The organism is Rhodococcus sp. (in: high G+C Gram-positive bacteria), from assembly GCF_049299235.1.
Taxonomy (GTDB): Bacteria; Actinomycetota; Actinomycetes; order Mycobacteriales; family Mycobacteriaceae; genus Rhodococcus.
Genome location: NZ_JBAQXC010000084.1, coordinates 1 through 18,757, shown reverse-complemented (window position 1 = coordinate 18,757; position 18,757 = coordinate 1). Strand labels below are relative to the sequence as shown.

Sequence of the window (18,757 nt, the reverse complement as noted above, 5' to 3'; positions counted from 1 at the left end):
GAACATCGCGGGCCAGGTCGGCGAGTGCACGCGCGGCGGTGTTCGAGTCCTCCGGGCGGATCACCCTGTCGATGAACGCGACCGTGAACGCGAGGCCGCGCGGGTCGTGCAGGACCGCGGCGAGTTGTGCGGCGCCGCGGTCCGGTGGGACGGTCGCGGCCTCGGCGATCCACCGTCGCACCAGGGCGACGGTCTCGTCGGCGAGCCCGTCGCGGTGGATTCGGGTTTCGTGCGTGCTGTCGGTCATCGACACCTCCACGTCCGCCTCCATTGTGGCTGCGCGGACGCCGCCGCGGCGGCACGAGCAGAGATCCCGAACTAATCGCGCAGTGCGTCGAGCCACGCGATCTGCCGGGGTGACCACGGGCGCGCTGCGGTGCGACCGTCCGCGACCTGCACGAGCGTCACCGACAGATCCGCCGCGCGCGTGCCACCCTGCTCGATCTCGACCCGCAGTGTCACCGAGGTGGTGCCGACCTTCGTCACCGCCACGTCGATCTCGGCTTCCTCGGTGAACAGTTCGCCGGCGAAGTTGCTGTTCACATTGACCAGCGCGATGTCCGTGACCGGGTCGAGGTCGCCGTCGAACGCGTCGACGAGTACCCGGTTCCACACATGCGTTGCCGCTTCGAGCGCGCAGTAGTGGGGTACGTGGCGGCGGATGTGCTCCGGCATGTCCGGCGGTGTGTTGTTGTGCAGGGTCACGACGATCGTGGGCATGGCCCGGACGGTACCCCGAGTGGTGGAAGCGGGTCCGGGCAGGTCAGGACGGTCGGATGGTGAGCACCTGCGCCGCGGTGCCGATCGGTCCGTGCACGTCGTGGATGATGCTGCTGGTCACGCCGAGACCGTTCGCCCCGAACGACACCGCCGTGTCGAAACCGAGCCATTCGCCGCGTGGTTCGGCGAAGAAGTGCGCGGTCAGGTCGATGTTCGGGAACGCGATGTCCTCGGGATGCGCGCGGACCGCCATGCCGTTGGCGATGTCGATCAGGCCCGCGGCGGCGGCGACGGCGCTGACATTCTCGCCGGCGACCAGGGGGAGCGGGGTACGCACCCAGAACGACGCGCGTCCCGGCCCGCGATCGGCGCGGCGGACCTGCGTGGATGCGATGAATCCACCCGGCCACAGGGTTGTCGGATCCCACTCGTCCATGTCTTCGGGGCGGTCGATGTGCGGAAGCGAGGTGCCTTCCAGGTCGCCGGTGGGTGTGGTCCGCATCAGCCAGGCCCGCAACCGCACCGCCGCCCGACCGTCGTGGGCGAGCACCGCCTCGACGAGTTCGATGGTGCGGCCGGGCCGCACCACCGTGACCCGCACCTCGACGTCGTCGACGGGGATGGTGCCGAGAATGTCGTAGGAGAGACGCCCGAGGGCGAGACCGTCGTCGCGCCGGGCATCACGATCGAGTTCGACGGCGTGCACCATCAGGCCGAGCGCGGGCGCGATGTGCTGTTCGTCCTGATTCCACGCGCCGCCCACATGGTGCGTCGCCCGGTAGGTGGTCGGTCCGGTTCGTTCGAAATAGCTCATCGGCCACTCCTCCTGCGTGTGCTCCAGTGTGTCGGAGTGCGCCCGTACGGTCACCCGCATCGACAAAGGAGTGGAGCATATGGGGACGTGGGGATACGGTCCGTTCGAGAACGACGGCGCGGGCGACCTGATCGCAGAGTTGCGCGCGGGGTCGTTCGACATCGACAGCTATGCCGGTCGTGCCGACGACGAATACCTCGAGGCCGACGACGCGCAGGCCGCGCTCGCCCTCGCGGAGGTGCTCGCGGCAGACCTCGGGTTGGTGTCGACCCCGGAACTCGACGGCGTGGACGTCGCCGGGTTCGTGGGTTCGTTGACCGCGCAGCAGCGCGCGTGGATTCTCACCACGCTCGAGCGCACGATCGTCGGCGGGGAGTCGTCCGAACTGTACGAGTTGTGGGCCGAGAACGGACCCGAGGATCTCGAGACGTGGCGGGCGCCGATCCAGGTCCGTCTGGACAGCCTGCGCGGGGTGCGGCAGACGTAGTGCCGTGACAGACTCCCGCAGCACCTACAGGACGGTGTGGACATGAACGACAACGATCTCGACGGTAACAAGGCACGGAAACCGGGTGGGCACGACACGGCAGACGCAGACAGCGCTCCGAGTTTGCCCGAGGAGATGCGCGGCAAAGCGAGTCCGGCGAAGGCCGCTGTCGGCGATCGGCCGGTCCGGGCGTACATCGCGAGCCTTCCACAACCGCAACGCGGCATCGCCGAGGCAGTAGACGCGTTGGCTGCCAGGACACTGCCCGACCTTCAACGATCCGTGAAATGGGGAATGTCCTACTACGGTGTCGGTGACGGGTGGTGTTTCAGTTGTGGGGGCTTTGCCGGCCACGTGAAGCTCATGTTCGTCAACGGTGCGGTGCTGCTCGACCCGGTACCGCCAGTGACCCCGGTGGGAATGGGAAAGGCCACGCGGGGCGTCGAACTGGGCTCAGTGGACGACCTCGACGAAGATCAGGTGGCGGCGTGGATGAGGCAAATCACCGCCGTGCCCGGCGTCGGCGGCAAGAGACGCTGATCGGCAACTCCTGCCGCGCGCCGGGACCGGCGCTCACGTCAAGTGCCGGGCGAAGAACCGGTTCGCCTCGTCGGCCGCGTGCTGTGGGACACCGGCGTGCCCGCCCATGTTGGCGTGCAGTGATTTCTCCGTGGATCCGAACGCGTCGAACAGGTCCAACGCCGATTGCCGGTCGTTTCCTTCGTCGTCCCACTGCAGCAGGACGTGTAGCGGAACGGTGACTTGCCGTGCTTCCTCGACGGTGGTGCGGGGCACGAAACTCCCCGCGAACAGAACGGCGGCCGCGATGCGTGGCTCGACCGTCGCCAGCCGCACGCCGGTGGCGATCACCCCTCCCGAGTACCCCACCGGTCCGCCGATCTGCGGCAGCGCGAGTAGAGCGTCCAGGGCGCGTTGCACCTCCGGGACCGCCCTGTCGACCATGGGAAGGACGAGTCGGTCGACGAGGTCGTCGCTGACCGGTTCACCGGTCGCCAACGCCCGGTGCAGGTCGGTTCTGGCCTGGTCTACGGCGGCCGATCGAGGCCGTTCCCCACTTCCGGGGTTCTGGATCGTGGCGGCGGCGTATCCCTCCGCCACGGCAGCACGGGCCCGGGACAGTAGTCGCGGGTACATCGCGTGCAGGCCCACCGGCGGGTGGCCGAGCAGGATCAGCGGGACCGGCGCGGATGCGGACGCGGGAGTCCACAGGATGCCGGGTACCTCGCCGAGGGTGAACTCGCGTTCCAGGACGCTGTCGTCCTCGAGCAATCGTTGTGAAATGAAGTGCATGGTCGTGCCTTTCGGGAGTGCGCTCGAGCGGCGCTCCCGGACGACCTATCGTCCGACCGTGATCTCGGAGGGGAGCACCCATATCGATACTGCGTTCACGGGTACCACCTCCTCGTTGTCTCGCACGGCCTTCGGAAAGTAGCAGGGGGGCGCTGATCGGACAACAGGTTTTGTCCCGAGCGTGATCCGCCCTTGACAACGTACAACCATTCGGTTGTATATTAGTTCCTGTGAGCGGAGACGACGAGGATCGGGCAGATGCCCTGTTCCACGCGTTGTCCGACCGGACCAGACGCGACATCATGCGCAGGGTTTTGGCCGGCGAGCATTCGGTGTCCGCGCTCGCAGCGAACTACGACATGAGTTTCGCTGCTGTTCAGAAGCACGTCGCGGTTCTGGAGAAGGCGGGACTGTTGACGAAACGCCGCAGCGGGCGGGAGCAGTTGGCCAGCGGCGACGTGACAGCGGTGCGATCGGTGGCGTCCATGCTCACCGAACTCGAACACGTGTGGCGCGGACGCATCGCGCGCATCGACGAACTCATATCAACCGACACGATCAACGGGAGCTGACGACATGCCTGTCACCGAAGTTCAGCACGATCTCGACAACCGAACCCTCACCATCACCGCCGACTTCGCCGCACCGGTAGCGCGGATCTGGCAGATCTACGCCGATCCGCGGCAACTCGAGAAGGTGTGGGGCCCGCCGACCTGCCCGGCGACGGTGGTCGATCACGACCTCACGCCCGGCGGCCGCGTCACCTATTTCATGACCGGTCCGGAAGGTGAGAAATACGCCGGATACTGGCAGGTCAAGACCGTCGAGGAACCGACGAGCTTCACATTCGACGACGGCTTCGCGGACGAGGACTTCAACCCGAATCCGGACCTGCCGGTCTCGACGAGCGTCTACACCTTCGCCGAACACGGCGGCGGCACCCGCGCGACCTACGTGAGTACCTTCGCTTCCGCCGAGGCGCTCGCACAGGTGCTCGACATGGGGCTCGTCGAAGGCGCCTCGGCGGCGATCGGGCAGATCGACGAACTGGTCGGGTCCTGACAACCCGAAACGTCGCGTTCTGTGTGGATTTGTGTTCGCATGGCGGATGCAGATCCACACAGAACATCCTCGCCGGAACCCCTCCCGCAATTGTGCAACGTGTTCTAGATTCGGTGTCGGGAGTCCGACGAAACGGACTCGGACGGCTGTAGGAGGGATTTCATGACGCAGTTCAACCTCGCGGATGTGTTCGAGACGGTCGCCACCTCGGTGCCGGACCGGATCGCGCTCACCTACGAAGACCGGAATCTCACCTACGCACAACTCGACGGCGAAGCCAACCGGGCGGCGCACATGCTCGCGCAGGCAGGTGTGTCGGAAGGCGACCATGTGTCGCTGTTCCTCAAGAACAGCGTCGAACACGTCACGAGCATCCTCGGCCTCATCAAGATCCGCGCCGTGCCGATCAACGTCAACTACCGGTACACACCCACCGAACTCGAATACATCTTCACCAACTCCGATTCGGTGGCCGTGGTCGTCGAACTCCCCGACCATCAGCGGGTGCTCGCCGGGCTGCTCGACAAGTGTCCGCTGATCCGATCGGTCGTCGTCGGTGAGGTGACGGCCGAACTGCGGGACGCTGCCGCACACCGATCCGTCGCGGTGTTCTCGTTCGCCGACGCACACGACCTGCCCGCCGACGCGGAGTTCCCGGCGCGTTCCGGTGACGACCTGTACCTGCTCTACACGGGTGGCACGACGGGATACCCGAAGGGTGTGATGTGGCGGCACGACGACTTCTTCCGTAAGCCGCTGTCCGGGGGAAACCCGTACGGCACCGAGGCGCGGAAGGATCTGGCCGAGGTCGCGGCGGCGGCGAAGGAGTTCCCGGAACTGGCGTTCCTCATCGCCGCACCGCTCATGCACGGTGCGGCCCTGTACTCACTGTTCACCTTCTTCACGCTCGGTGCCCGGGTCGTGCTGCGGCGCGACTTCGACCCGAAGAAGGTCGTCGAGGCCATCGAGACGGACAAGGTGCAGGTGATCCTCATCGTCGGGGACGGCATGGGGCTGCCACTGGTCGACGAGATGGAACGCAGGAAGGGTGAGGTCGACTACAGTTCGCTGTTCTCGATCACCTCGGGCGGTGCCATCTGGTCGACGAGTGTGCGCGACCGGATGCTCGCGGTGAAGCCGGATCTGTTGTTGCGCGACAACTTCGGCGCATCGGAATCCGGCAACGACGGTGCGTTCACCGTCGACGAAGCCGGCAGCCTGCGGATGCCGCCGTCGCCCAACATGATTCTCGTCGACGAGCAGCTCGAGGAGATTCCGGCCGGGTCCGAGGACGTCGGCTACATCGCCCGAATCGGCAACGTTCCGCTCGGCTATTACAAGGACGAGGAGAAGACCGCCCGGACGTTCCCGACCCGCTCCGACGGCACCCGGCTGTCGGTCCTCGGAGACATGGGACGGGTGGAGGCCGACGGCACCATCGTCTTCCTCGGGCGCGGCTCGCAGTGCATCAACACCGGTGGCGAGAAGGTCTTCGCCGAAGAAGTCGAGGCCGTCCTCCACGCACACCCCGCTGTCGCCGACGCCCTCGTCGTCGCCGCGCCGGACGAGCGCATGGGGCAAGCCGTCGCGGCCGTCATCGCCTTCTATCCGGATGCGGACGAGTTGACGCTCGAAGCTGTTCAGGAGCACTGCCGCGCGTCGCTCGCCGGATACAAGATCCCACGGTCGATCGTCGTCGTCGACGAGGTGAAGCGCACTCCCGCAGGCAAGGCGGACTACCGGTGGGCCACCGCGCAGGCCGCACAGTAGGAGCGGGCAGATGAACGGAATCGGAATTCGCCGTACCGAGAAGTGACATTCAGGCCGCCGGCGACACTCGACGGCGGCCTGATATTCACTTCGAATTATCAAGCAGGACAAGAGTTCCAGAAGACAAGGTGAATTCTCTTCCGGCAGGCGACAGCGGTCGCACACACCGCTCGCCGGCCCCTACGATGGCGGCGTGAAGATCACCGTGGTCGGGGCCGGCTACGTCGGACTGGCGAACGCCGTCCTACTGGCGCAACATCACGACGTGTGGGTACTGGACGTCGATGCGAGCCGGGTCGACAAGATCAACCGGGGGATCTCACCCATCGTCGACGACGAGCTCGCCGACTACCTCGGTACCCGCCGATTGAGTGTGACCGCGACGCTCGACAAGGCTGCCGCGTTCCGGGACGCGTCGTTCGTCGTGATCGCGACACCCACCGACTACGACCCGGTCACCGCCTACTTCGACACCTCGTCGGTGGATTCCGTCACCGCCGATGCGCTGACCCACAATCCGGCCGCGACCGTGGTCGTCAAGTCGACGGTGCCGGTGGGATACACGGCAAAACTACGTGAGCGTCACCTCGGCGCGTCGATCCTCTTCAGCCCCGAGTTTCTCCGCGAGGGACGTGCCCTGTACGACAGTCTTCATCCGTCGCGGATCGTCGTGGGCTCGGACACCGAAGCCGGGCACCACTTCGCCAAGCTGCTGCAGCAGGGCGTACTCGACGACGATGTTCCGGTCCTCTTCACCGGCTCGACCGAAGCCGAAGCGATCAAACTGTTCGCCAATACCTATCTGGCGCTGCGGGTTGCCTTCTTCAACGAATTGGACACGTACGCGGCGATGCACAACCTGTCGGCGTCCCAGATCATCGAGGGCGTCGGTCTCGACCCGCGGATCGGAACGCACTACAACAACCCGTCCTTCGGATACGGCGGATACTGCCTGCCCAAGGACACCAAGCAACTGCAAGCCAACTATCGGCACGTGCCGCAGAATCTGATCAGCGCGATCGTGGACGCCAACACCACACGCAAAGACTTCGTCGCCGCCGACATCCTCTATCGGCGACCGCGGGTGGTCGGGATCTACCGGCTCACCATGAAAGCCGGATCCGACAACTTCCGGATGTCGTCCATCCAAGGGGTGATGAAACGCATCAAGGCGCGCGGTGTCCCGGTCATCATCTACGAGCCGGAACTCGAGGACAGCGCCTTCTTCAACTCCGAGGTCGTCCGCGACCTCGACGAATTCAAGAGCCGCGCCGACGTGATCGTCGCCAACCGGCACGCCGACGCCCTGGACGATGTGGCAGGCAAGGTCTACACCCGGGACATCTACGGCCGGGACTGATCGTCGACGACCGGAACCCGATCGACCCGCTGGAGACCGGACGGCCGGCGAAACGAGATGTACCGGTGCCCGAAAAAGCTGACGACCGCCACGATCGCCATGATCACGACGGCGGATGCGGTGCGCGGCAGGTGCACGACCTGCACGGCGACGGTGAGCAGCATCGTGTTCAACAGCAGGCCACCGGAATTGACCACGATGAAACCGGCGAAGTCGCGGACGAGCCGGCCGCGGACCCGGAACACCAGGGTGCGTTGCAACACGAACGCGGTGAAGATGCCGATCGTGTAGGCGAGGAGAACCGCGACCGCCGGTGGCCAGCGGTCGTCGAGGACGGCAAGCCAGAATACGGTCAGCGCAATCCCGAACGCCGTGTTGAATCCGCCGACGAGTGCGAAACCGACTTCCTGCCTGCGCACCATCCGAAGTAACGGGCCCGGTGCCGCATCAGGGGGATCGGTGTCGGTCATGGCGCGCCGCCCCCGCGTCGTGCGCGTATCCACGCCCCGCGCCGTGTGCGTATCCACAGCCAGTGCAGGGCGGCAAGTCCGGCGAGCCCCATCACGGCGGATGCGATGCCGATCTTCCAGCCCGGCGGACGCCACGTGAGGACCAGTTCGGCGTCCCGGGTGCCTGCAGGCACATCGACGGTGACGAACGACTTCGCGACGGTCGAGATGGGGATCGGTTCGCCGTCCAGGGTGGCGCGGTAGCCGGGCCAGCCGAGCCGCGCGAAGACGATCCGCCCGCCGTCGGACGAGCTCACACGCACCCGACTGGTGGTGTCGGTCTCCGAGATCGACACCGCGTCGACCCCGTCGGTGTCGGAGATCCGCCCGTTCCGGGTCGACGCCGGTCCGTCGGTGCGCTCGAGCACCCGGATGTACCGATCGTTGCCGGGATAGTCCACCCAGGTCCAGCCGTCGGGGGCGGGTTCGTCGCGCAGGTCCGGATACATGGCCCGCTGCAGTACCACCCGGTCGATGTTCATCAGGTCGATGACGGCGCGGCCGGTGTCCGGTTCGGGTGCGAAGACGCGGCGATAGGCATCGGGGCAGACGCTGCCGTCCCACCGCATGCACAGCAGGTCACCGAACCAGTAGTGGCCGGTGGGTGTGTAGCCGTTCACGTAGTCCAGTTCGACCGCGCGGGCATAGTTGCCGAACACCAGCGAGCCGTACGCGCCGTCGACGCTCTTGTCCTCCGGTCCGAGCAGTGCCCGGTCGCCGAGTTGCAGGGTGGTCCCGGGGAATGCGGGGAAGGCGCGCTGCGCATCGGAGCGGTGCGCGGGGAGGTTCCACGACATCGGCGTCGGTTGCGCCGCATGGACTTGCAGAAATGCGATCGGGAACATCGCCGCGATCGTCAATGCTGCCCCGAACGCGACGCCGCGGGTGCGACTGCACCAGATCACGGCCGCGCCGAGCGCGGCGACACCGAGCGCCGAAACGACATGCCACATTGCGTCGGCCGGGTCGGCGGACAGTGATCGCGCCAACAACACGGCGATCAGCGCACCACCCGCGGCGCAGCGCCCGCGCAGGTTCTGCACGGTGCCGAAGCGGCCGATCAGCACACAGACCAGCACGAGAAGGCCGAGCGCCAGCATCGGGAGCACCCGCGCCGGCCAGCGCAACGGGCCGATGGTGCCGGGTCCGGCCGCCCACATGAGCATCACCAGCGAGAACAACGCCACCGACGACAATTCCCGCCACGCGGTCGCCGCCCGCCGCCAATCGACGAACGCCAATGCCGGAACCAGGAACCAGGCGATGTAGGTGACGGGGAACGGCTGGACATAACCCGACCACGAGGTGAAGGCGGGCAGCGCGCTGGGCAGGCTGGCATTCAACGATTCCGACCAGGGGACGGTGAGGAATTGATCGTTGATCACGTCCCAGGAGCCACGCCAGGTGACGTCCGCGGACAGCATGCTCGGCAGGAACGCGATCAGCCCGGCCAGGCCCGCGCACGCGGATACCGCGGCCAGCCGCGCGATCGGCCACCACCGTCGCCGGTACAGCAACTCGCCGATCGCGACGGCGGCCAGCATCAAGATCGCTTCGATGGCCGGAAAGATGTACTGGGTGGTGATCGTCAGGTACAGGAAGGCGAACACCGGAACGGGTCCACTCCGGCCGCGCGTGTAGCGCACCGCCGACGCCCAGGCGTGCACGATCCATGCGGTGCCGGTCAGCGCCGTCATCCAGCTGGCCTGGTCGAAGAACAGGAACCAGCCCGACAATGGGAACGCGACGCCGGCGACCGCCGACCACGCCGGCCGGGCACCGTAGGCGAGGCAGATCCGGTACACGCCGAGGGCCGTGATGATGGAGAAGATCAGCTTGACCACCGTCGCGTACAGCGCGACGTTGTCTACCGACGGAGCGATGAGGTCGATCAGCAATTGCGGCGGATTGAACAGGCCGGCGTCGTCCATCGTGTTGTTCCCGGCCATCCACTGCTCGGGAACCATCACCGGGAAGACGCCCTCGCGCAACGAGCGGCCGAGCCCGACCCACAGGGCGGTGTACTGGGACTCGGTGTCGTCGGTGAAATAGTGGCGCGCATTCGCCGCTATCACCGTGAGATAGCCCACGACGACCCCGGCGGCAGTCGCGAACCCCCATCTCACGACGTCCCGTCGGGAATCCAGTACTGCGCGTTCGGCCACGAGTCCCGGACACTACCGTGTGACCGACGGAAACAGCCGAGTGAAACGCCGCGCACAACATCCGAAACCCCGCTGTGCCGCGTGTTAATGTACGACCGTTCGCGCTCGCGCCGCACCCTGGCCAAGGACTGTCGGCTCGCTCCATCGCAGCCGAAAGTGCATACAGCTGATGCCGATTCCCGAATGCAGCTCGCCGAAAATCCACACTGCCGGAGGCCCCGCATCCGGGGTCGAGCAGCGGAAGAATCCGCCGAACCACCTGCACACCGTGTCGGTGGTCGTCCCTGTCTACCGGGGTGAGCAGACGATCGGGGGGCTGGTCGCCGAACTCGACCGGCTGGCCGCGCCGCAGCGATCACCCGACGGGGCCACGTTCGTCGTCGACGAGGTGGTGCTGGTCCACGATCACGGCCCGGACCGCTCCGACACCGTCCTGCAGCGACTGGAGCAGACCTGTCCACGAGTCCGGGTGGTGTGGCTCAGTCGCAACTACGGCCAGGACGCCGCCACGATCGCCGGGATGGCGGCGGCGGTCGGCGACTGGATTGTGACGATGGACGAGGACGGCCAACACGATCCCGTGTTCATCGGCGCCTTCCTGGATTCCGCTCTGGCGCACCGCGCCGAACTGGTGTATTCGAAGCCGGAGAACACACGTCCCCACGGGTTTCTGCGGAATGCGACCTCGCGTGGCGCCAAATTGGTGCTGGCGTCGCTGTTCGCGTTCCCCGCCTCGACTCGGTTCGAGAGTTTCCGTTTCATCCGTGGTGACGTGGGCCGTCAACTCGCCACGGTCGCGTCGAACGGCGCGTATCTGGACGTCGCACTGTCGTGGGTGGTCGGTACCGTTATGCAGGTCCCCGTCACGTTGCGCAGAGAGGGCCGCGACGAATCCGGCTACAACTATCGACGGTTGTTCTCTCTGTTCTGGAAAATGGTCTTGTGCACCGGAACTCGGGGCCTGCGATTGGTGAGTTTGCTCGGCATCACCTTGGCCGCTGCCGGAGCCGTGATGGCGGGCGTGGTCGCCTATCAGGCGCTCACCACCGACTATTGGGCGCCGGAGGGGTGGGCGTCGCTGATGGTGGTGATGTTGCTGTGCTCCGGTGCGATCCTGTTCTCGCTCGGTCTGATCGCCGAGTATCTCGGCGTCGCCCTGCATGTTCTCGTCGGCAAACCGCTCTACCTCAGCGTACGATCGCCGCTGCCACGGACCGACGAGTATCCGTCCGTGCCGGATACCACCATCGGCAGTATGGGAGGCCGCGACGATGAGCGCTGACCGCATCGTGTTCAACCGATCGCACCGTGCGCGAGCCGAATTGCCGAACCTCGAGGCAGTGCTCGCCTCCGGTCACAGTCACGGCGACGGACCGTTCACCTCCTCGGCGACCGCCAAACTCGAGGCGATCACCGAAGCGCCGCATGTCCTGCTCACGACGTCGTGCACCGCGGCGCTGGAGATGGCGGGGATGCTGCTCGACCTGGGGCCGGGCGACGAGGTTGTGGTGCCCAGCTTCGCCTTCACCTCGACGGCCACCTCGATGGCGGTGCGTGGCGCCACGTGCGTGTTCGCCGACATCGATCCGGGCACCGGCAACCTCGATCCGGCCGCCGTCGCCGCGGTGCTCACCCCGCGCACCCGCGCCGTCGTGGTGATCCACTACGGCGGTGTCGCCGCCGATATGCCCGGATTGCTCGATCTCGCTGCCGAGCACTGTGTTGCGGTGATCGAGGACAACGCGCACGGACTCGGTGGCCGGTGGCGCGGGCGCCCGCTCGGCACCCTCGGCACCTTCGGCGCCGTCAGTTTCCACGACACCAAGAACATCCACTGCGGTGAAGGCGGTGCGCTGCTGCTGCGCGACGACATCCTGATGGATCGAGCCGAGATCATCCGCGAAAAGGGCACCGACCGAGCCCGGTTCCTTCGCGGTGCCGTCGACAAATACTGTTGGCAGGACCTCGGATCGAGCTATCTCCCCAGCGAATTGAACGCCGCGGTTCTCGATGCGCAACTCGACGAGTTCGACCTCGTCCAGGCCGGCCGCCACCGCGTGTGGAACGCGTACGCGGCCGCGTTGCCCGAGTGGGCGCGGCGACAGGACGTGCAGTTGATGTCGGTGCCCGGCGACCGCGAACACACCGCCCATCTCTACTACCTGCGCACCCCGCGAGAAGAGCACCGCGACAACCTGATCCGGTACCTCGCCGATCGTGGAATCGCGGCACCGTTCCACTACGTGCCGTTGCATTCGAGCCCCGCCGGCATCAAACTTGGCCGCACACCGGTGCCGTGTTCGCACACCGACGAGTTCTCCCGAACCTTGCTGCGGTTACCGCTGTGGCCGGACCTGACCGACGCCCAGGTCGACCGGGTGATCGACGCGGTCACCTCGTTCACGATCTGAAACGTCAACCAGCAAGGACGAACATCTTCTCCCGGCCACCGGCGATCGGGCGTTCCGCGACCACCCGGTCGCGGTAGGTGTCGAACAACGCGTCGAGGCTCGACTCGGTGAACCGACGCGTCTGAGCGCCGTCCCCCGCATCGGTGTAGCGCTTGCCGAGTGCAGCGAGCACCCGGTTGTTGCTGGTGGTGAGATTGCGGATGGGTTCGGCGATGATCACGGTCCGGCGTGCCGCGGCCAGCATCCGATCGACGACCGGACCTGCATCCGGCAGAAAGTGATACAGACTTGCCTGCATCACCACGACATCTGCTGCGGGCAAAGGTGTTTCGGAGTGCAGATCCCACACCTGTCCGCACCCACCGGCGTCGACGACGTCCGCGACGAACCGCTCGTTCACATCGAGCCCGAGATAGCGGACATCGCGGGCACGCAGATATCGGGTGTAGAGGGTGGCCGGGCCGCAACACACGTCCAGCACCTCGGAACCGGCGGGAATCTCCGCCGCGACGGCATCGAACCGGGCCGCGTAGTGCCGTCCGTACAGCACGCGCATGACGGCACCGTAGATGGCGGGGTTTCGGTAGACGAGGCTGGCGGTCACGCCGGTAGCGTAGTACGAGATCGTCGGGTGGTGGCTGGTGGCCGCGGATTCGGCGGTGTGTCTGGTCCCGGTGTTCACACCGCGGCAGGGCATTTCCTGGCAGTACTCGTCGCCGGTGTCGTGCCGCTGGTGAACCGGTCAACGCGCCGCCGACCAGCACCGTGAGAACCACGCGGGTCCGCTGTTGCCGCGACCACCCCGGATGTCGACTCACCGTTCGATTCGGCAGGCAGAGCATTGGCCGCGCATCGAGCAGGGCCGCAGGAATTATCAGCGAATCTTCCAAAGCCGCAGCAGAACATACGCACTCGCGCCGATCATGAGTGCGTAGGGCGTGACGAACAGGAGGTGCCGGTAAGTGCCAGCGGCCAGCAACACGCCGTGCTGCCCAGAGTCGTGAGCCAGCGGCCGGAACGAAACTTCCAGCGCAGCATTTCGGCCCCGGTCAGCGAGAGCGCGAGCAGGGGCAGTTTCCACCATGTCAGAACGTCGCCCACCCACGAATCGCGGTTGTCCTCGACGAGGGCACCGACAATCGAAACGGACTATGCCACCGAGGAAGTTGGCGCGATCATTGTGGCCGGCCCCGCCGCTGTTGCCGCGATGGCGCCGGCGGCCAGCAGGCTTGCCGGCAGCGCGGTGCGGCGCGTACCGAAGCGGTCGCCGGTGATGGCAAAGGCGAAGGAGACGACGATCGCGCCGATGGTCAGGGTCGGTGAGAACTGCAGTGCAGATTCCAACGGGTAGTTCGGATCCCGGATGGCCGTGGTCAGCCAGGTGTTCAGGCCGTACCAGGTGAGCAGGTTGGTGAACGCCGCAGCCGCGAAGAACAGGGTGGCCGCCAGGGTTGCGCGACCGAACAGTGCGCGCAGCGGGGGCTGCGGAGCGCCGACGCACCCAGCGGACCGGTCAGCCGTGGCGCCTGCGGTACGCCGCGGCCGCTCCGGGATGCAGCGGCACGCCGGCGGTGACGATCAACGACTGCCGGTCCAGGAACTGGCTGCCGGTCGCCTGATCGGGTACCAGTTCCGCCGCGTGGTCGATGAGCACCTCGACGATCGCGCCCGCCGCGTCGTCGGACACGGACGGATCGGCGAGAAGCAGGTTCGCGAGACCGATCGTCGCGACCGACGTCTGCTGCCCGTACGTGCCGGGCGGAATCAGCACCGTCTCGTAGCGTGGGCCGAACCGCACCCGCAGCAGTTCCAGTTCGGCGGACAGGTCGAGCAGCCGCAGCGGAATCCCGAGATTCGCAAACGACGGCGTGGGCACTCCGCCTGCCCACAGTACTGCGTCGACGGTGCCGTTCCGCAGCGCCTGCCCCGCGTCCGTCATCGACAGGTACAGACGCGTCACGTCCCCCTGGCTGCCCAGCCCCAGCACCTCGAGGATTCGTTCGCCCGTCAGTTCCGCGCCGGAGCCTTTGGCGCCCAAACTGATTCGCGTTCCTCCCAGCTGCGCGGTCTCGGTGATCCCGGAATCGGCGCGTACCGCGAGTTGCATGTAGTTCTCGTACACCTTGCCGATCGCGGTGAGTGCGGCGCCGGTTTCCATGGCCGCCACGGCGGCGTCGGCGAGGCTCAGTGCCAGTTTCACGGCCCCGGACGCGAGCGCCGCCAGATTCTCCACCGACCCCGCGGTCCGGACAGGGACGATCCGCACCGGCAGTGCGCCACGATCCGCGGCTGCAGCCGTCAACTGGGCGAACTCCCAGAAGAATCCGCCCTCCTCACCCGCGCCGAGTCGTAGCGGATCACCGCCGCTGTCCGAGCACCCGGCGAGACCCACCCCGGTGACGGCGGTCGCGCCCGCCGCGAGTACACCGCGCAGCAGGGTTCGTCGCGTAATCACGCCGGTACCCCCGGTTCCGGTAGCATCAGGGCGACCTGTAGCCCGTGTGGCCGCGCCGCGGCGACCGTCAGCGTTCCACCGCCGCCCTCGACCAGTGCGGTTGCGATGGACAGTCCGAGTCCGGTGCCCTGCTGCGCCGCACCGGATCCGCGGAAGAACCGCGACGAGAGTTTGCCGATCTCGTCGTCGCTCACCCCGATCCCGTCGTCGCTCACCCGGATCTCGATTCCGGAGCCGGACCTTCCGGTGTCGATCCGGACCGTCGACCCGCGGCCGGCGTACGCGTGCGCGTTGCTGAGCAGGACGTCCAGGATCTGGGACAGGTGACTGGACCGGAAGTCGGCGACCAGCGGTTCGGCCGGTTGCGGGAACAGGAGGTTCATCCCCGATTCCGCGAGTGCCTCCGTCCAGGCGTCGACGCGGTCTGCGAGGACGGCGTCGACGTCGCATCCGCCGTGCGCGGTCTCGTCGTCGGCGGATTCCGCGGGCGATTCGGCGACGGCGAGTGCCAGCAGTCCGTCGAGAATCCCGCCGAGCCGATCGACCTCCATGGCCGTGCGACGGTAGGTTTCGGTGCCGGCCTCGGCGACGTGCGGGCCGAGGGAATCCAATCGGAAGTGCAGGGCCGCGAGTGGATTTCGGAGCTGGTGGGCGGTGTCGGCGATCAATTGTCGCTGCGCCTGACCGGACGCCTGGACGGCCCCCGACATCGCGTCGAACGCCTTCGCGAGTTCCTGGACCTCGGGCGGACCGCTGTATCGGCCGGACGGCCGTCCGGCGCTGCGACGCACCCGCGGACGCGGCGACGGGACGGCATCGGCGAGGGCTCCTACTCTGGCGGTGAGTGCGCCGAGCGGACGAACGGTCCACCGGGACAACGCGATCGCGACCACGGTGACCGCTGCCAACGCGACGAGCGCACCCACGACGATCACCAGCCACAACGTCCGGATGGATTCCCGTGCGGCGCGGGTGGACACATCCAGGACCACGGCACCGTCCACCTGGGCTCCGGTACCGACGGGTACGGCCGACAGCACCCGATCCGCCGACCACGGTGTCAGCGAACCGCTGATCCCCTGCTTCTGGTTCCGCAGTCCTGCGGTGACCGCCGCGGCGACGTCGGCGTCGTCCGGCGACAGTCCCGCCTCGGCGCGGACGTTTCCCCTGGCGTCGACGATGAGGACGCCCTCGCCGTACAACTCGTGGTAGCGGGCCACCTCCTCCCACAGCAGCGTGGCCCTTCCGGGAGCCTGGGTCTGCCCGGCGAGGCTGGCGAAATGCGTCGCGTCCGCCTCCCTGCTCAGCCGCAATTCCTGGGTTCTGCCCGCGCTGGTGGCCAGCGCCAGTGGGACGGCGAAGGCCACCACTGCGACGGCCGCGAACACCAGCAGGACGGCGAGCACCCGGCGGCGCACGTCAGGTACCCCAGCGGTAGCCGTACCCGCGGATGGTCGAGATGAGTCCGGGCCGTCCCAGCTTCGCCCGCAACCCGGTCATGTGCACGTCGAGTGTGCGCGAGATGGCCACGTACGCATCGCCCCAGACGGCGTCCATCAATTGCTGACGGCTCACGGCAGCACCGGGGCGGGTGACGAGGACCTTCAGAAGCTCGAACTCCTTGGCCGTCAACGCTACTGGTGTCCCGCCGACCTGCACCTCGCGTGCCGCGAGATCGACCACCACGTCACCTTCGGTGACGGTCTGCGCAGTCGAGGTCGCGGTCGCGGTCGCGCGGCGACGCTGGGTCACGACGTCGAGCCGGGCCAGTAATTCCGCGAGCCGAGCCGGTTTGACGAGGTAGTCGTCCGCCCCGCCGCGCAGTCCTCGCACCACCGATCGTTCGTCGTCGCGGGCGGTGAGGATCACTACCGGAACGTCGCTGACGGCCCGCAGCTGCCGGAGCACCTGCAGGCCGTCCGTGTCGGGGAGACCGAGATCGAGGATCACCGCGTCCATCCCGCGGTGGCCGAGAAGGAGATCGGAGCCGCGGCGCATGCGCACCGCCTCGTGGCCGTGGCCGTGGCCGGCCAGCGCTTCCACGAGTGCGTCGCCGACTCCGTCGTCGTCCTCGACCACCGCGATCTGCACTTCTCTTCCCTTCGATCAGCTCCGCGAGCCGACCAGCTCGTCGTCGTCGGGGATGTCCTCCCGGCTGGCCGTCCGGTCGAGCGGCGATCCGTCCGACGTCTCCCGCATGAAGAAGTAGACGACGAGCGAGACGGCGATACACCCGGTCACATAGTAGAAGAACAGCGATTCGTGGCCGGCCCGTTTCAGGGCGAGGGCGACCGTCTCGACCGTTCCGCCGAAGATCGCCACCGTGAGGGCGTACGGGAGCCCGACCCCGAGTGCCCGCACCTTCGTCGGGAATAGTTCGGTCTTCACGATCGCGTTCACCGACGTGTATCCGGTAACGACGATCAGTCCCAGCATCATCAGTGCGAAGGCCATCAGTGGGTTGGTCGTGGTCCCGAGCACCGTCATCAGCGGCACGGTGAGGACGGTTCCGCCGATCCCGAAGAAGATGAGCAGCTTCCGGCGACCGATGCGGTCGGACAGTGCGCCGCCGATCGGCTGCAGCACGATGAACACCAGCAGGGCCGCGAAGTTGATCCACGCCACCGTGTCCTTGGAGATGCCGGACGTGTTGATCATGTACTTCTGCATGTACGTGGTGTACGTGTAGAACGCCACGCAACCACCGAGCGTCAGGGCGCACACGAGCAGGCATTCGCGGGGGTACTGCAGCAGCATTCGCAGCGACCCTACCTTCGGCGCACCGTCCGAAGCATCCGCGTCCCGCGTGGCCGCCATCTCGTCGGTGAACGCCTCCGATTCGTCCATCGTGCGACGTAGCCACATCACCGCGACGGCGCCGGCGGCGCCGATCAGGAACGGAATCCGCCAGCCCCACGACTGCATGGCCTCGGCGGGCAATGTCAGCTGCAGGACGATCTGCACACCCAGTGCGATCAGTTGCCCGGCGACGAGCGTGACGTACTGGAAGCTCGAGTAGAACCCGCGCCTGCCCGGCGACGCGACCTCGGCCAGGTACGTGGCGCTGGTGGCGTACTCGCCGCCGACCGACAGCCCCTGCAGCATCCGGGCGATCACCAGAAGGACCGGTGCCGCGAGCCCGATGCTCGCATAGGACGGCGTGACGGCGATGAGGAGTGAACCCGCCGCCATCACGGTCACCGACAGGGTGAGCGCCGATCGGCGACCGTGGCGGTCGGCGTACCGTCCCATGATCCAGCCGCCGATCGGCCGCAACAGGAATCCGACCGCGAAAACAGCTGCGGTGGAAAGTAATTGGGCGGTGGCGTCGCCTTCCGGGAAGAACTCCTTCGCGAAGTACACACTGAACGCCGCGTAGACGTACCAGTCGTACCATTCGATCAGGTTGCCGACCGAACCTTTCAGAACATTGCCGATGACTCGGCGCTCACCCGTCGATGTGATGCTCACGCGGGACTCCTCTCGATGGCCTGGATCTCTTCGCTTCCTCTACGGTGGGTCACATCACATCGATTCGGAAGGGTCGCGGAGCTTTCCTAACAATCCCTTAGAGTGCATCTGAAAACTCCGGGTCGAGGGTCAAGCAGAACGGGCAAGCCGACGTGACATCGTGGCGATCATCGCGACGTGGACCATCGCCTCATGATGATCGGGTCGGGTCTCGTAATCCCG

General features: G+C 66.8%; 20 protein-coding genes. 8 read left to right on the top strand and 12 right to left on the bottom strand.

Annotated features, from left to right (window positions below; all coding sequences use genetic code 11):
- The 3 genes from WAX14_RS04765 to WAX14_RS04755 form a co-directional block, all read right to left on the bottom strand.
- Positions 1-247, bottom strand: a 247-nt coding sequence (locus WAX14_RS04765) for a hypothetical protein (RefSeq protein ID WP_422626940.1), incomplete at its 3' end; no start/stop codon positions are given.
- Between the two features lie 71 nt (positions 248-318).
- A complete protein-coding gene (locus WAX14_RS04760) occupies positions 319-720 on the bottom strand; it encodes a hypothetical protein (protein ID WP_422626939.1) in 402 nt (133 codons plus the stop codon).
- A gap of 43 nt (positions 721-763) precedes the next feature.
- Positions 764-1,534, bottom strand: a complete 771-nt coding sequence (locus tag WAX14_RS04755; protein WP_422626938.1) for a thioesterase family protein — start codon at positions 1,532-1,534, stop codon at positions 764-766.
- A 79-nt stretch (positions 1,535-1,613) separates the two neighbouring features.
- Between WAX14_RS04755 and WAX14_RS04750 the strand changes: the two genes are divergently transcribed.
- Together WAX14_RS04750 and WAX14_RS04745 are read left to right on the top strand one after the other, a co-directional pair.
- A complete protein-coding gene (locus tag WAX14_RS04750; RefSeq protein ID WP_422626937.1) occupies positions 1,614-2,021 on the top strand; it encodes a DUF4259 domain-containing protein in 408 nt (135 codons plus the stop codon).
- A gap of 42 nt (positions 2,022-2,063) precedes the next feature.
- A complete protein-coding gene (locus WAX14_RS04745; protein WP_422626936.1) occupies positions 2,064-2,561 on the top strand; it encodes a DUF1801 domain-containing protein in 498 nt (165 codons plus the stop codon).
- A gap of 33 nt (positions 2,562-2,594) precedes the next feature.
- On the opposite strand, the gene WAX14_RS04740 is transcribed toward WAX14_RS04745, so the two are convergent.
- On the bottom strand, positions 2,595-3,332 hold the full coding sequence (locus WAX14_RS04740; protein WP_422626935.1) for an alpha/beta hydrolase: 738 nt from the start codon (positions 3,330-3,332) through the stop codon (positions 2,595-2,597).
- A gap of 230 nt (positions 3,333-3,562) precedes the next feature.
- Here WAX14_RS04740 and WAX14_RS04735 point away from each other — a divergent pair, with 230 nt between their 5' ends.
- The 4 genes from WAX14_RS04735 (at position 3,563) to WAX14_RS04720 (ending at position 7,524) form a co-directional block, all read left to right on the top strand.
- Positions 3,563-3,904 (top strand): ArsR/SmtB family transcription factor, encoded by a 342-nt coding sequence (locus WAX14_RS04735; RefSeq protein ID WP_422626934.1) that lies wholly within the window; start codon positions 3,563-3,565, stop codon positions 3,902-3,904.
- 4 nt (positions 3,905-3,908) lie between these two features.
- Positions 3,909-4,394 carry an SRPBCC family protein gene (locus tag WAX14_RS04730; RefSeq protein WP_422626933.1) on the top strand — a complete coding sequence of 162 codons (486 nt, stop codon included), beginning with the start codon at positions 3,909-3,911 and terminating at the stop codon, positions 4,392-4,394.
- A 162-nt stretch (positions 4,395-4,556) separates the two neighbouring features.
- Positions 4,557-6,164, top strand: coding sequence for an AMP-binding protein (locus tag WAX14_RS04725; RefSeq protein WP_422626932.1), 1,608 nt, complete (start codon positions 4,557-4,559; stop codon positions 6,162-6,164).
- A gap of 193 nt (positions 6,165-6,357) precedes the next feature.
- Positions 6,358-7,524, top strand: a complete 1,167-nt coding sequence (locus WAX14_RS04720) for a nucleotide sugar dehydrogenase (protein ID WP_422626931.1) — start codon at positions 6,358-6,360, stop codon at positions 7,522-7,524.
- Here WAX14_RS04720 and WAX14_RS04715 read toward each other — a convergent pair.
- Together WAX14_RS04715 and WAX14_RS04710 are read right to left on the bottom strand one after the other, a co-directional pair.
- On the bottom strand, positions 7,509-7,994 hold the full coding sequence (locus WAX14_RS04715) for a GtrA family protein (RefSeq protein ID WP_422626930.1): 486 nt from the start codon (positions 7,992-7,994) through the stop codon (positions 7,509-7,511). The two genes, WAX14_RS04720 and WAX14_RS04715, sit on opposite strands and share 16 nt — an antisense overlap.
- A complete protein-coding gene (locus tag WAX14_RS04710; protein ID WP_422626929.1) occupies positions 7,991-10,198 on the bottom strand; it encodes a hypothetical protein in 2,208 nt (735 codons plus the stop codon). Before WAX14_RS04710 ends, WAX14_RS04715 begins: the two co-directional genes overlap by 4 nt.
- Before the next feature lie 259 nt (positions 10,199-10,457).
- Here WAX14_RS04710 and WAX14_RS04705 point away from each other — a divergent pair, with 259 nt between their 5' ends.
- Both WAX14_RS04705 and rffA read left to right on the top strand, forming a co-directional pair.
- Complete coding sequence (locus WAX14_RS04705) at positions 10,458-11,480, top strand: glycosyltransferase (RefSeq protein WP_422626941.1); 1,023 nt, start codon at positions 10,458-10,460, stop codon at positions 11,478-11,480.
- Positions 11,470-12,609, top strand: a complete 1,140-nt coding sequence (rffA, locus tag WAX14_RS04700; protein ID WP_422626928.1) for a dTDP-4-amino-4,6-dideoxygalactose transaminase — start codon at positions 11,470-11,472, stop codon at positions 12,607-12,609. The genes WAX14_RS04705 and rffA overlap by 11 nt, the downstream gene beginning before the upstream one ends.
- Positions 12,610-12,613: 4 nt before the next feature.
- On the opposite strand, the gene WAX14_RS04695 is transcribed toward rffA, so the two are convergent.
- The 6 genes from WAX14_RS04695 to WAX14_RS04670 form a co-directional block, all read right to left on the bottom strand.
- Positions 12,614-13,213 (bottom strand): class I SAM-dependent methyltransferase, encoded by a 600-nt coding sequence (locus WAX14_RS04695; protein WP_422626927.1) that lies wholly within the window; start codon positions 13,211-13,213, stop codon positions 12,614-12,616.
- A gap of 545 nt (positions 13,214-13,758) precedes the next feature.
- Positions 13,759-13,953: a hypothetical protein gene (locus WAX14_RS04690; protein ID WP_422626926.1), complete on the bottom strand. Its 195-nt coding sequence runs from the start codon at positions 13,951-13,953 to the stop codon at positions 13,759-13,761.
- Positions 13,954-14,122: 169 nt separating this feature from the next.
- Entirely contained in the window at positions 14,123-15,064 is a 942-nt protein-coding gene (locus WAX14_RS04685) for a TAXI family TRAP transporter solute-binding subunit (protein WP_422626925.1), read from the bottom strand.
- Positions 15,061-16,482: a sensor histidine kinase gene (locus tag WAX14_RS04680; RefSeq protein ID WP_422626924.1), complete on the bottom strand. Its 1,422-nt coding sequence runs from the start codon at positions 16,480-16,482 to the stop codon at positions 15,061-15,063. Before WAX14_RS04680 ends, WAX14_RS04685 begins: the two co-directional genes overlap by 4 nt.
- A gap of 1 nt (position 16,483) precedes the next feature.
- Positions 16,484-17,155, bottom strand: a complete 672-nt coding sequence (locus tag WAX14_RS04675) for a response regulator transcription factor (protein ID WP_422626923.1) — start codon at positions 17,153-17,155, stop codon at positions 16,484-16,486.
- Between the two features lie 15 nt (positions 17,156-17,170).
- Positions 17,171-18,535, bottom strand: coding sequence for an MFS transporter (locus WAX14_RS04670; protein WP_422626922.1), 1,365 nt, complete (start codon positions 18,533-18,535; stop codon positions 17,171-17,173).
- Between the last annotated feature and the right edge of the window lie 222 nt (positions 18,536-18,757).